Below are 12,106 nucleotides of genomic sequence, written 5' to 3' on the forward strand. Positions count from 1 at the left end.
CCGCTCAGGCGGCTTCGTCCGGCCATGCGACGATGCGCTCGACCAATTCGTCCTCGGCGAATTCCTCCTCGTTGCCGGCAACGCGCCCGCGCACGGAGATGCCGGCATCGTGGACGCTGGCCCGGCGGCCGGTCTTCAGCGGGTGCCACGCCGGCAGGTCGCGGCCCTCCCGCACGAGGCGGTAGGCGCAGGTCGGCGGCAGCCAGGGGATCGTGCGCACCGCCTCCGGGGTCAGCTGCACGCAATCCGGCACGCGCTTGGCACGGTTGCGGTAGTCGCGGCAGCGGCAGGTATGGGTGTCGAGCAGCGTGCAGCCGACATCGGTGTGGTGGATCTCGCCGGTGTCGTCGTCCTCGAGCTTGAGCAGGCAGCAGCGGCCGCAGCCGTCGCACAGGCTCTCCCACTCCGCCGGGCTCATCGCTTCGAGCGTCTTCACGCGCCAGAACGGCCCTTCGCTGCGCTCGGCCATATCAGGCGCCTCGCTCGCTTTCGATCGTATCGTTTCGGGACAAGGCGCCCCTCCTGCCGCATGGCGCCGCCGGGAGCAAGCGGGACCGGACGATCCGCCATCCGCCCGCCGGATTCGGCTGCCACAGGCGTCTTAAGGTTAATGCGCGGTAAGTGGTCCGCCGGGGGACGGTGGCCTGTCGTTCGCGTTCCTTAACGGAAGCGAAAGCTCGCGGGCCGGCGCGTGTCCTGATACAGAACGTATCGGATAATCGTTGCCCGGGCTTTCTCTACGCCGACCCGGACAACGTCGACAGAAACCGGAAGCCGCCTTGCGCCTGCCCCGCCTCAAGACGCTGACGACGCGGATCAGCCGCGCGGCCCTGGCCTTCGATGCCTGGGTCAATGCGAGTCTGTACGAGGGCGGCCATTCCACGACGGAAGCCTACGAGCGCTTCCAGGCGCGGATGCAGGTCTTCTCGGTCCGCGGCTGGAAGCGCTACGCCCTCGACCTCACCAGCGAGGGCGTCACCATCGGCACGGCGGGCGCCCTGCTGCTGCTGTTCCTGGCTCAGCCCGCTTTCAACCTCACCAGCGACAACTGGCTGAAGGCCCAGGATCTCGCCGTCACCTTCCTCGACCGCTACGGCACCGAGGTCGGACGCCGCGGCATCAAGCACGACGACTCGCTGAAGTTCGACGATTTTCCCGAACTGATGATCAAGGCGCTGCTCTCGACCGAGGACCGGCGCTTCTACGAGCATTGGGGCATCGATCCGATCGGCACCTCCCGCGCGCTCGTCTCGAATTCCTCCGGCAAGGGCAACGTGCAGGGCGGCTCCACCCTGACGCAGCAGCTCGCCAAGAACCTGTTCCTAACGAACGAGCGCTCGCTGGAGCGCAAGGTCAATGAGGCGTTCCTGGCCTTCTGGCTCGAAGCGCACCTGACCAAGAACCAGATTCTCAAGCTCTATCTCGACCGCGCCTATATGGGCGGCGGCACCTTCGGCGCGGTGGCGGCGGCGGATTACTATTTCGGCAAGCGGCTGCAGGACATCACGCTGGCGGAAGCCGCGATGCTCGCCGGCCTGTTCAAGGCGCCGACCAAATACTCGCCCAACGTCAACCTGCCCGCCGCCCGCGGCCGGGCGGTGGACGTGCTGCACAACATGGTCGAGGCAGGCTTCGTCACCGAGGGCCAGATCCAGACGGCGTTGCGCAACCCCGCGACCCCAGTGACCCGCACCAAGGACATCACCGCCGACTACTACCTCGATTGGGCCTTCAACGAGGTGAAGCGGATGGCCGATGCGGGCAAGCTCCGCAACGACCGCGTGCTCACGGTGAAGACGCCCCTCGACCTCTCGATCCAGCGCTCCGCCGACCAGGCGGTCGAGAACATGCTGCGGCGGCTGGGCGACCAGTACGACGTGGACGAGGCCGGCGTGGTGATCCTCGATCCCGACGGGGCGCTGCGTGCCATGGTCGGCGGCGCCGATTACGGCGAGAGCCAGTTCAACCGCGCCACCGATGCGCTGCGCCAGCCGGGCTCCTCGTTCAAGCCCTATGTCTACGCCGCGGCACTCGCCTCCGGCCTGTTCAAGCCGGACACGCAGGTGGTGGATTCGCCGGTCTGCGTCGGCAACTGGTGCCCGCAGAATTACGGCCGCTCCTATTCCGGCCGCCAGCCGATGTGGCTCGCGGTGGCCAAATCGGTCAACACGATCCCGATCAATGGTCACCACGGCCATCGGCAAGGGGCTCGGCATCACCCACGACTGGAAGGCGGCGAAGGCCGGGCGCGAGAAGATCATTCAGCTCGCGAAAGCGATGGGCGTGACGACGCCGCTGACCGACACGCCCTCGCTGCCGATCGGCGCCACCGAGGTGACGGTGATGGACCAGGCGGCCGGCTTTGCCGTGTTCGCCAACGGGGGCAAGGTCGCCAAGCCCTACGTCGCCAGCGAGGTGCGCAATTCCAGCGGCGAGGTGATCTACCGCCACGCCGACGAGAAGCCGGTGCAGGTGCTGTCGTCCCAGGTGACGGCCGACATGAACTACATGCTCAACAAGGTCGTCGAGGAAGGCACCGCGCGAAAGGCCCAGATCGAGGGCGTGAAGGTCGCGGGCAAGACCGGCACGACCAACGGCTACCGCGATGCGTGGTTCGTCGGCTACACCGGCAACTATGTCGGCGCCGTCTGGTACGGTAACGACGACCACAGCCCGACCAACAAGATGACCGGCGGTTCGCTCCCCGCGATGACGTGGCACGAGATCATGGCCCCTGCCCATCAGGGCATCGAATTGAAGCCGATGCCCGGCCTGAACGATCGCAGGAGCGCGCCGCAGGCCGCCCAGGCGCAGGCCGACGGCGCGGCGGCCGCCGCCAGCACCGGCGGCCGGCTCTCGCGCCGTTCCTTCGAGGTGCTGTCGGGCCTCAACGGCCTATTCCGCAACGTCGAGACCAACCGCTCCGCCGCCAAAAGCGAACCCATCAAGAGCGAGCCCGGCAAGAGCGATCCGGCGCGCTCCGGCGCCGTCGCCCCCGATCGGATGCGGGCGCCCGGCCTCGTGCCCGTCGATGTCGCCGAGGGCGCGCGCGCCTCCGGCGGCTTCGGGACGCCCTGAGGCCGACCCCATGGCCCTGTCGAGTGGAGTCGGCCCGGCGGCCGGAACATCGCTGCGTGAGGAGGCGAGCGCCGAGCCGTCCGGGCGTCTGCCCACGCGGCAACCATAAGCGGCTACCCAAGCAACTTGGCCGCCTCGCGCGGGGCGCCGCCTCGCGCAGCTCGCGCGTCGGGCTGTTCGTCTACGCGCTCACCCTCGGCGGGCTCCTCGGCCTCGCCAGTGCCGATTACGCCACCAGCGGCGGCTACCCCTTCGGCGGGACGGCGATCGGAAGCTGGACGGCGTGGCCGCGGGCGGGCTCGCTCGATTCCGACCCCTATGCCCGCGCCGTCAACGCCCGGCGCAGCGACATTCCCCTTGCAGTCGGAGAGGGCATGCTGCTGACCGCGGCCAGCGACGACGACGGGCGGACGCTGGACGCCGCCTGCAGCTATCGCCTTGCTGGCGTGACGCCTCCGGCCCGCGCCTGGACCCTCACCGTGACCGGCCGTGGCGCGCTGGCGCCGGGTCAGGAGCCGGTGCGGACGGGCTTTACCTCCACCGAGATCCTGCGCGAGACCGACGGCCGCTTCGCGATCCTGCTGAGCCCCGAGGTCCAGCCCGGCAACTGGCTGCCGATGCCGCGGCCGAGGGGGCCGGTGCGGCTGGCGCTGCGCCTCTACGACACGCCGGTGGCGGCAAGCGTCGGCTCGCTTGATCGGGACACCCTGCCGGTGATCGAGCGCACGGGGTGCGGGTCATGAGCCGCAGCGCGTTCTGGCTCGCCACTGCCTGCGGCCTCGTCATCGCCGGCATCGTCCACATCGCCACGGTGCTGGCGATCCCGCGCTTCTCGGAGGGCGACGCCTTCACCCGCGCGAGGGCGAGCGAGACCCTCGACCACCCCCTGCGCATCCACGGCCTCGCGGGCGCGCCCGCGGCGAACGGCGAATGGCTGCCCAATCCCGATCCGGCGGTCTCGGTCGGCGTGTGCTCCTACGACCTCGACGACGGGCCGATGCGAGTCTCGGCCCAGGCCGGCTCGCTGATGCTGTCGGTCTCGATGCACAGCCGCCGGGGCGCCTTCTACGCGGTGACCGATCAGGCGGCGGTGCGCGGCGGGCTCGATCTCGTGGTGATGACCCGCGCCCAGTTCGATGAGGCACTGGCCAACGACGTGGCCGGCGAGGTGACGCGCGACGTCCGCATCGTCGCCCCCGCCCGGCGTGGTTTCGCGGTGGTCCGGGTGATCGCCGCTCTGCCGAGCGAGCGCGCGGTAGCCGACGCGGCGGTGCAGGCAGTGTCCTGCACCATCGATAGCCCGGCCGAGCCGACGGGAGAGGAGCCGGGGAAGGGCAAGAGCTAAGGGCAGAACTGAAGAGGCAGGGGCTGAACGCCTCCGCTCCGCTGCCCCGAGCGCCGGTGCCGTCTTGGCCGTCCACAGCGATTGCAGGCGCGTGGGGCCGACCGCCCGAAGGATCGCCGCCCCTGGCCGCCGGTTCACCCGATCCCGCTTCGGCCCACGGACGCGTGGGTCGTTCTTCGAGGAACGGGCGGATTATTTCCGCCGCAGCGGCTTTCGCGAGCGCCGCGTCCATGCGGGTGACCGTGAAAGCCATGCGCGTGGTTCGATTGTACCCACGACGATTTTTCTTTAGGGTCTGAGTCTTAGGTCTGTCGCAGGGATTCCACCGCGCGGCTGCCATTGGCCGGGACGCGGATCGCGCGAGAGCGCAGGGGCCCAAGGGGCTGCTGCCTTTTCACGCAGGCCTCTCATCCGATGGCGGCGGCGGATCGCGGGGCGGCCCAATGATTCGCGGAGGCGGCTCGCCGTCCCCATATCCGTCGGTGCCGAACCTGTCTGCGGGTTTGAAACGCCAGTGCGCCGTGGGCGCACCGAGGAAGAGTGTCATGAGTCAAACGGGCCGCGATGACCCGCAATCCCTGGACAGCCAACTCTGCTTTGCCGTCTACGCGGCGGCGCATGCCTTCGGTCGCGCCTATCGCAGCCTCTTGGCCCATCACGAGCTGACCTACCCGCAATATCTCGTACTGCTGGTGCTGTGGGAGGAGGAGGGGCTCTCGGTCAAGGAGATCGGCAGCCGCCTTTTCCTCGATTCCGGCACACTCACGCCGCTGCTCAAGCGCTTGGAGGCCTCGGGCCATGTCCGCCGCGCCCGCGACCGGCCGGACGAGCGCCAGGTCAGCATCTTCCTCACGGACAAGGGGCGTGGGCTCAAGGGCAAGATGGACTGCCTGCCGCACACGGTGGGCGGCATGACCGGGATGACCCTCGATGAGCGGCGCGCGCTCCTCGACAACCTCGCTTCCATGCGCGACGAGCTGCATGCCCGTGCCGGCAGCACCGAATTGCCGGCGGCGAACGCGTCTCGCTGACGCACCCGCCGGTCACTCAAGGATTTGAAACGAAGAAAGCCGCCCCGAGGGGCGGCTTTCCTGTTTGGTCCGATCGAATTTCGGAGGCGCGGGGCCTCAGGACTTCGTCTTGAGGTAGGCGATGATGTCGTCGACCTTCTTCGGGTCCTTGATGCCGGGGAAGACCATCTTGGTGCCGGGCACCTTCTTCTTCGGGTCGGCAAGCCACTCCTTGAGGTTGGCTTCGTCCCAGGTGAGGCCGGACTTCTTCAGCGCGTCGGAGAAGGCGTAACCGTCGGCACCCTCACCGGCCTTCGCGCCGACGACACCCTTCAGGGTCGGACCGACGCCGTTCTTCTCGAAATTGTGGCAGGCCTTGCATGGCGCGAACGCCTTCTCGCCGGCGGCGGCATCGCCCTCGGCATGGGCGGCGACAGGCAGCAGCAGCGCGAGGGCGGCGCCGAGGATGAGATGACGCATCATTGTTTTCCTCCTTGAACGGCCGAAGCCGGCCTGCTTATGGCAGAGCTTTTAGCCTTAGAACAGATATAGACTATGCCGGGCACGCGTCCAGCCGAGGTGACTTCACGAAGACGCTTCCGGTCCTTTCGGTGGCTGCATGGGTCGGCGGGAACCGCCGTGCGTCCCAGGAGACTTTCCGTTAGAATGCGCGTCCGACGTCGTCCGGGCTGAACCTGAACTGCGGCGGCTGAAGCGGGGCTGAAGGCCCTGCACGCCGCTGTGGATCGCCGGAACGAAGACGTAAAAAACAAATCTCTGGAGGAGATGCCGGCCATGTCGATCGCCTTCCCCGCGCCGGATGCGGATATCGTCGCCCGCCGCGAGGCGATCATCGAGGGGCTGTCCGCGCTGGTGGCGCCGGAGTCTCTGGTGACGACGGAGGACGAGCGCCGCGCCTTCGAGACCGACGGGCTCACCGCCTACCGCAAAATGCCGCTCGCAGTGGTGCTGCCCTCCACGACCCGCGAGGTCTCGGCGGTGATGGCCTTCTGCCACGCCAACGGCGTGCGGGTGGTGCCGCGCGGCGCCGGCACGTCGCTGGCCGGCGGTGCCATCGCCCAGGAGGATGCGATCATCCTCGGGGTGGGCAAGATGACGCGCATCCTCGATCTCGATTTCGCCAATCGCATCGCCCGGGTCGAGGCCGGCATCACCAACCTCGCGATCTCCGGGGCGGTGGCGCATGAGGGCTTCTTCTACGCGCCCGACCCGTCGAGCCAGCTCGCCTGCACCATCGCCGGCAACATCGCCATGAATTCCGGCGGCGCGCATTGCCTGAAATACGGCGTGACCACCAACAACCTCATGGGCGTCACGCTCGTGACCAACGACGGGACCGTGGTCGAGCTCGGCGGCGAGCATCTCGATTCCGGCGGCTACGACCTGCTCGGCCTGATCTGCGGCTCGGAAGGCCAGCTCGGCATCGTCACCGAGGCCACCGTGCGCATTCTGCGCGCCGCGGAAGGCGCGCGCCCGGCCCTAGTCGGCTTCTCCTCGGTCGAGGATGCCGGCGCCTGCACCGCGGCGATCATCGCGGCGGGCATCATCCCGGTCGCCATCGAGTACATGGACCGCGAGGCGATCCTGATCACCGACGACTTCGCCAAGGCCGGCTACCCGCGCGACGCCGCCGCGATGCTGATCATCGAGGTGGAGGGCTCGGACGAGGAGTGCTCGGACATGCTGGCCCGCATCGAGGCGATCGCCGCCGGGTTCAACCCGACCAGCATCCGCGTCTCGAAATCGGAAGCCGAATCCGCCGCGATCTGGAAGGGCCGGAAATCCGCCTTCGGCGCTACCGGGCGCATCTCCGACTATATCTGCATGGACGGCACGATCCCGACCGGCCAGCTCGGCCACGTGCTGGAGCGGATCGAGGCGATCTGCGCCGAGCAGGGGCTTCGCGTCGCCAACGTGTTCCATGCCGGCGACGGCAACCTGCACCCGCTGATCCTGTTCGACATCAACAAGCCCGGCGAATTGCAGAAGGCTGAGGCGGCGGGCGACGCGATCCTCAAGCTCTGCGTCGAGGTCGGCGGTTGCCTCACCGGCGAGCACGGCGTTGGGATCGAGAAGCGCGAGCTGATGCGCTTCCAGTACACGCAGGACGACCTCGAACAGCAGATGCGCGTGCGCAACGTGTTCGATCCGGCCTGGCTGATGAACCCGGCCAAGGTGTTCCCGCTCGAGGGCCGGATCGCGGCCTGACCGGCCCGCGGAACGGATGCGGTCGCGGCCGGTTGGCGTCTCACCCGCTTCGCATCGGCCTGCGATGATCGCGCCGGGACGATGCGCCAACAAGAGGCTCACGCGATGAAGCATCCGATTCTGACCGCTGCCGCCCTCGCTCTCGGCGCGGCGGCTCTGGCCGGCCCGGTCGAGGCCAAGGGCTGCCTCAAGGGCGCCGTCGTCGGCGGCGCGGCGGGCAGCATGGCTGGCCACGGCAAGGCCGGTGCCGCTGCCGGTTGCGCCATCGGCCACCACGAGGCTAACAAAAAGGACAAGTCCGGCGGTCAGAGCCCGCAACAGGGCTCCGCGAAGTAAGGCTGTCCTCCCCGGTGCCACGCTACTTCTTCCACACCCGCATCGGCGCCGACGCCCTCACGGACGACGAGGGCGTGGAGCTGCGCGATCCCGATCAGGCCTGGCGTGTGGCGCGGGCGACAATCCGCGCCAGCCTGGAGGAAGAGGGAAGCGACCCGCGGCTGGTCACAGCGATCCTCGTCGTCCACCGACGAGGCCGGGGATGTCGTCCTGGAATTCCCCTTTGCCGAGGCGATCCCCGAACCGGGCGCCGAGCCCGAGCCGGGGGAGGGGACGCTGCATTGAGGGCGAGGCGGGTGTTCTACTCCGCCGGCCCGAGCCGCTCGCTGCGGAAGGCACCGTAGCCGCTGCGGGCAAGCCGCTCGGCGAGAGCCGGCATGAACCGTTCCGCTTCCGCCGCCAGGGTCCAGGGCGGGTTGATGACCACGAGGCCGGTGCCGGTCAGGCGGGTCGGATCGTCGGGCCGCTCGATCATCAGGTCGAGGCGCAATGCGGGCCGCTCCAGCGCCGCATCGAGCGCGGCCGCCATGCGATCGACCCCGGACACGTCCTTGATCGGATACCAGCCGAGATAGATCCCGGTCGGCCATTTCCGCGCGGCCTTCAGCAAGTGAGCACCCAAACGGTCGATCTCGCCGCGTTCCTCGTAGGGCGGATCGATCAGCACGAGGCCCCGGCGCTCCGGCGGCGGGATCAGGGCGTTGAGCGCCGTCCAGCCGTCGAGATGCATCACCTTCGTGCGGGAATCGCTGGCGTAGCGCTGGGCCAGCGTCTGCGCGTCGGCCGGATGCAACTCCACGAAGACGCCCTTGTCGCCGGCCCGCAGGGCTTCGCGGATGATCGCGGGTGAACCGGGATAGGTGGTGGCACCAAACCGCGCCCGCACGGCGGCAACCGCCTCGCGGTAGGGCGTGAGCAAGGCCTCGACCTCGGGCGCGAACGGCACGTCGAGCCGGCCGAAGCCATCGTGCCACTCGCCCGTGCGCCCGGCCTCGTCCGCTTCGAGGTCGTAGACGCCGAGGCCCGCATGGGTGTCGATGGCGCGGAACGGTTTGTCCTTGGCGCAGAGATGGACGAGCACGCGGGTCAGCACGAGGTGCTTGAGCACATCTGCGAAATTGCCGGCGTGGAAGGCGTGACGGTAGTTCAGGGCGCGGGTCCAGGATCAGGAGAGGCGACGTCGAAGGCTTGCTGAGTTGAGGGCACGGCGCCGTCATCGTTGACGGGCGGAAGTGCAACCGCTCATACGTAGTCGTGTCGGACGTGAACCTTCCCGGTTGCGACGGCCCCGTGGCCAGCGGGGCTTGCGGTGGAGCCAGCCGGCCACCGCCCATCGCGAGCAGGCGAACCGGGAAGGAGGTGAGAGAATGTGATCGGTTTCCCGATTGCGGTCAGCATCACCGTGACGAAAACGCGAGATGGTTGGCGCTTAGCCATCCACCTCGCGCTGATCTGATCAGGATCGTCTGACAGGAGGCCGGCGGTCTGCCACCTGCCGGTCTCCACCCACAACATAATGTCGTTCTGCGGAATTCCACAATCCGTGGACTTCGGGCTTCACACAATCCGACGGAATGTCCGCGCCTTACCGCGCCGCGTCGACCGACACCTCGCCGGCCCGGCAGTTCTGGCGCGCCACCTCGGGGCAGGGGGTGAAGCCGCGCAGATCCTTCGAGAAGCAGATCCGCACCTCCTGCAACTGCCCGCGGCGGCAGGTCACCGACATCATGTCCGGGCGCAGGCCCTTGTTGGCCATCACGAACTGCCGGGCAATCTCGATCGGGGCGGCGCGCAGGCTCGCATCCGGCTTGGTGAAGGCCTCGGGGATCGTCATCGCCTCGCGCGCCGTCTTCACCGCCTTGAAATAGGCGAGGGGATCGAGGCCGGAGCAGGTGCCGTGGGTGCGCCACTCGTGGCGGGCCAGCCCCTCGCTCGGCATGATATCGCCCGCAGCCTCGACCGCGTTGCGGGTCAGCGGGCGCTCCACCGCCGAGCAGTTCGAGGGATAGCCGCGCTCGTATTGCGGCCACAGCCCGTGCACCACGAAGCCGAGTCCGCGGCCCGGGGCGCATTGCCCGTTCCGGTCACGGCGCGCACCCTCGCCGTCGCAATAGGTCGGCGACCACGACAGCGACAGCACGTAGAAGTCGAAACTACCGGGCTCGCCGCCGCGGCGGAACCCGCCGAAATCCTGCGCGCCCGCACCGGAGGCCAGGGTCAGCCCGAGGGCCAGGGCGACGAGGGGGCGGAGGCGGCGGGGCATGGACGGGACTCGGGGGCGGCGGGACGCCTCAGGACGATGCCGGGCGCGGCCTGCAAGTCAAGCTTGCATCCGCGCGCTGCTCCCTGTTTCCCGCCCCGATCAGGGCCGCGCCATCCGGCAGGCGGTGGCGTAGGCGTAGGCGTTGTTGCGGTCGAGGCCGTGGACGCAGAAATCGACGCCCCAGGTCGAGCCGATGATGCCGAGGCTCTCGCGCACCGAGTAATCGACCTTGCGCCGCACCCCGTCCGACGTGGTGGCGAGGGCCGAGCAGAAGCGGCGCGGGATGAAGTCGACGCCGTAGGGGCGCCACGCCGTGCGCTCGATCCGCTCGTAGGAGACGATCGTCAGCGACGAGTTCCAGAACTTCGCCTCCTTCTCGGCGAACTGGGTCGAGACCTTCTCCAGAACGTCGGCGTCCTGGCAGCCGGGAATGTCGGCGTCGTAGGGGAAGGTCTGCTCCTCGGCCGGCGAGATTTCCTCGCGGCCGGAGCGGGCGAGCGCCGGCAGCACGGACGAGGCCGTGACGAGGCCGAGCGCCAGGACGGCGAGGGGAAGGTTCGGGCGCATGCCGCTCAGATCCGCCAGTTGAGGGTGCCGTGGCGCGACGCAGGCCCGTTCAGGGCTTGGCGCAGCGGGCACCGGATGGGCGAAAGACGATGCGCTGCGCTTGGCTCAAGTCAAGCTTCGACCGGGCGCGCGCGCCGCTTTTGGTCCGGGCTGGGGTGCGCCGGGCACACCCCTGAAGGATTAATAGATCGGCTCGTCCGAAGCGTGGTCCGAGGCATGGGGCGCGGCCAGCGACAGCGGCGCGTAGGCCGCGTCATGCGCCGGAACCGGGGAGCGGGGCCGGCTCGGGGCCGGAGCGGCGGCATAGGCCGTCGGCGCCGGGGCAGCCGGGGCGCGGGCGACGCGCGTGCCGGTCGTGCGCGAGGAGGTCGGCGCGACGCCGTAGGGATCGTCCTCTTCGACGTCGATCGGCGCCTGGGTCGGGACGGTCTGGCGCGCGGGCGGGCGGGGCGAGGCCAGCGGCCGCGGCGAGCCGTCGGCGAGGTTGAGCTGCGACTCGAACTTGAGCAGCGGCTTGCAGATCCGCTTCAGGCCGCGCGGGTCGTGCATCGCTAGATCGACGTGGATGTGGTCGTAGTGGAACACGTTGGAACCCGGCGCCAGCACGGTCGAGAACCGGGCACAGGCCCCCACGAAGACCTCGCGCAGGAAGGCCTGCTCGGCCTCGGTGCCGCGCCAGCCGCCCTTGACGGTGATGACGTGCCCGTCGGCGAGCGTGAAGGACATGATGTCGAGCGCATTGCCGAACGAATGCTCGGAGAGCTTGGCACCGGCTTGGTTGTTGCGGCCGCGGCAGGAATAGGTGCCCGCGTTGATCTCGGCCACCGGCACGCCGAAATAGAGGTTGGCGGCGGGCTGGATCGTATCGGCGAGCCACGCCTCGGCCTCGGCGAGCGCCGGGCAGGCCAGCGTCATGCGCTGCTTGAGCGCCACCGTGCCGCCACCGAGCCGGGTGACCTTGAACGGCTGCTGCATGCCGCACGGGCCGGGGCCGTCGATCTCCTTGGCGAGCGAGACATAGGCCGTCGGCTGCACGAGCTTGCGCGCGATGCACATCTGTTCGGCTTGGTCACGCCATGCTTCCCGGCGCTCGAACCGGTTGATCGCACAGCCCGTGAGCCCCGCGCCGAACAGCACCAGAGCCGAGAACGCTAACGCTTTACGCCACATGGACCCGACGATGCGCACCGTCCCGTAAACGAGGCGCTAACGATGCGTGATCGGATCCGCCCCCATGTGGAGCGCTGTTGACAGATTCGACACGGACCGTGACTCGGA

11 protein-coding genes and 2 pseudogenes are annotated in these 12,106 nt (G+C 68.9%); 7 read left to right on the forward strand and 6 right to left on the reverse strand.

Annotation, left to right across the window (positions count from 1 at the left end):
• Positions 1 to 4 precede the first annotated feature (4 nt).
• Positions 5 to 469 carry a YcgN family cysteine cluster protein gene (locus M2437_RS03940; protein WP_003604853.1) on the reverse strand — a complete coding sequence of 155 codons (465 nt, stop codon included), beginning with the start codon at positions 467 to 469 and terminating at the stop codon, positions 5 to 7.
• 310 nt (positions 470 to 779) lie between these two features.
• Here M2437_RS03940 and M2437_RS03945 point away from each other — a divergent pair.
• The 4 genes and pseudogenes from M2437_RS03945 to M2437_RS03960 all read left to right on the forward strand — a co-directional run bounded on the left by M2437_RS03945 (position 780) and on the right by M2437_RS03960 (position 5,454).
• A pseudogene (locus tag M2437_RS03945) lies at positions 780 to 3,078 on the forward strand (transglycosylase domain-containing protein).
• A 56-nt stretch (positions 3,079 to 3,134) separates the two neighbouring features.
• On the forward strand, positions 3,135 to 3,821 hold the full coding sequence (locus M2437_RS03950; RefSeq protein WP_499006480.1) for a DUF1214 domain-containing protein: 687 nt from the start codon (positions 3,135 to 3,137) through the stop codon (positions 3,819 to 3,821).
• Entirely contained in the window at positions 3,818 to 4,423 is a 606-nt protein-coding gene (locus tag M2437_RS03955; RefSeq protein ID WP_003605377.1) for a DUF1254 domain-containing protein, read from the forward strand. The genes M2437_RS03950 and M2437_RS03955 overlap by 4 nt, the downstream gene beginning before the upstream one ends.
• A 545-nt stretch (positions 4,424 to 4,968) precedes the next feature.
• On the forward strand, positions 4,969 to 5,454 hold the full coding sequence (locus M2437_RS03960) for a MarR family winged helix-turn-helix transcriptional regulator (protein WP_003605378.1): 486 nt from the start codon (positions 4,969 to 4,971) through the stop codon (positions 5,452 to 5,454).
• A 96-nt stretch (positions 5,455 to 5,550) separates the two neighbouring features.
• Here M2437_RS03960 and M2437_RS03965 read toward each other — a convergent pair whose 3' ends face one another.
• Complete coding sequence (locus M2437_RS03965; RefSeq protein ID WP_003605380.1) at positions 5,551 to 5,913, reverse strand: c-type cytochrome; 363 nt, start codon at positions 5,911 to 5,913, stop codon at positions 5,551 to 5,553.
• A gap of 315 nt (positions 5,914 to 6,228) precedes the next feature.
• Between M2437_RS03965 and M2437_RS03970 the strand changes: the two genes are divergently transcribed.
• From M2437_RS03970 to M2437_RS03980, 3 genes and pseudogenes are all read left to right on the forward strand, one after another.
• The gene (locus M2437_RS03970) at positions 6,229 to 7,662 is read left to right on the forward strand and encodes an FAD-linked oxidase C-terminal domain-containing protein (protein WP_056463393.1); all 1,434 of its coding nucleotides are present in this window, start codon (positions 6,229 to 6,231) and stop codon (positions 7,660 to 7,662) included.
• Positions 7,663 to 7,767: 105 nt separating this feature from the next.
• Positions 7,768 to 7,998, forward strand: a complete 231-nt coding sequence (locus M2437_RS03975; protein WP_003605384.1) for a hypothetical protein — start codon at positions 7,768 to 7,770, stop codon at positions 7,996 to 7,998.
• A gap of 14 nt (positions 7,999 to 8,012) precedes the next feature.
• A pseudogene (locus tag M2437_RS03980) lies at positions 8,013 to 8,283 on the forward strand (DUF6894 family protein).
• Positions 8,284 to 8,299: 16 nt separating this feature from the next.
• Here M2437_RS03980 and M2437_RS03985 read toward each other — a convergent pair.
• The 4 genes from M2437_RS03985 to M2437_RS04000 all read right to left on the reverse strand — a co-directional run bounded on the left by M2437_RS03985 (position 8,300) and on the right by M2437_RS04000 (position 11,998).
• The gene (locus M2437_RS03985) at positions 8,300 to 9,106 is read right to left on the reverse strand and encodes a 23S rRNA (adenine(2030)-N(6))-methyltransferase RlmJ (protein WP_253389426.1); all 807 of its coding nucleotides are present in this window, start codon (positions 9,104 to 9,106) and stop codon (positions 8,300 to 8,302) included.
• Between the two features lie 477 nt (positions 9,107 to 9,583).
• A complete protein-coding gene (locus tag M2437_RS03990) occupies positions 9,584 to 10,261 on the reverse strand; it encodes a ribonuclease T2 family protein (protein ID WP_253389427.1) in 678 nt (225 codons plus the stop codon).
• Between the two features lie 99 nt (positions 10,262 to 10,360).
• Positions 10,361 to 10,828, reverse strand: a complete 468-nt coding sequence (locus tag M2437_RS03995) for a hypothetical protein (RefSeq protein ID WP_015821371.1) — start codon at positions 10,826 to 10,828, stop codon at positions 10,361 to 10,363.
• A gap of 180 nt (positions 10,829 to 11,008) precedes the next feature.
• On the reverse strand, positions 11,009 to 11,998 hold the full coding sequence (locus M2437_RS04000; RefSeq protein ID WP_012252628.1) for an extensin-like domain-containing protein: 990 nt from the start codon (positions 11,996 to 11,998) through the stop codon (positions 11,009 to 11,011).
• Positions 11,999 to 12,106 lie beyond the last annotated feature (108 nt).

The sequence above is a fragment of the Methylorubrum pseudosasae genome (genome assembly GCF_029504475.1).
GTDB lineage: Bacteria > Pseudomonadota > Alphaproteobacteria > Rhizobiales > Beijerinckiaceae > Methylobacterium > Methylobacterium extorquens.

What these genes read in the sequence shown, in the direction of transcription:
- M2437_RS03940 (WP_003604853.1), bottom strand. Translation starts at nt 469, where the DNA reads ATGGCCGAGCGCAGCGAAGGGCCGTTCTGGCGCGTGAAGACGCTCGAA.
- M2437_RS03955 (WP_003605377.1), top strand. Translation starts at nt 3,818, where the DNA reads ATGAGCCGCAGCGCGTTCTGGCTCGCCACTGCCTGCGGCCTCGTCATC.
- M2437_RS03960 (WP_003605378.1), top strand. Translation starts at nt 4,969, where the DNA reads ATGAGTCAAACGGGCCGCGATGACCCGCAATCCCTGGACAGCCAACTC.
- M2437_RS03965 (WP_003605380.1), bottom strand. Translation starts at nt 5,913, where the DNA reads ATGCGTCATCTCATCCTCGGCGCCGCCCTCGCGCTGCTGCTGCCTGTC.
- M2437_RS03970 (WP_056463393.1), top strand. Translation starts at nt 6,229, where the DNA reads ATGTCGATCGCCTTCCCCGCGCCGGATGCGGATATCGTCGCCCGCCGC.
- M2437_RS03975 (WP_003605384.1), top strand. Translation starts at nt 7,768, where the DNA reads ATGAAGCATCCGATTCTGACCGCTGCCGCCCTCGCTCTCGGCGCGGCG.
- M2437_RS03990 (WP_253389427.1), bottom strand. Translation starts at nt 10,261, where the DNA reads ATGCCCCGCCGCCTCCGCCCCCTCGTCGCCCTGGCCCTCGGGCTGACC.
- M2437_RS03995 (WP_015821371.1), bottom strand. Translation starts at nt 10,828, where the DNA reads ATGCGCCCGAACCTTCCCCTCGCCGTCCTGGCGCTCGGCCTCGTCACG.
- M2437_RS04000 (WP_012252628.1), bottom strand. Translation starts at nt 11,998, where the DNA reads ATGTGGCGTAAAGCGTTAGCGTTCTCGGCTCTGGTGCTGTTCGGCGCG.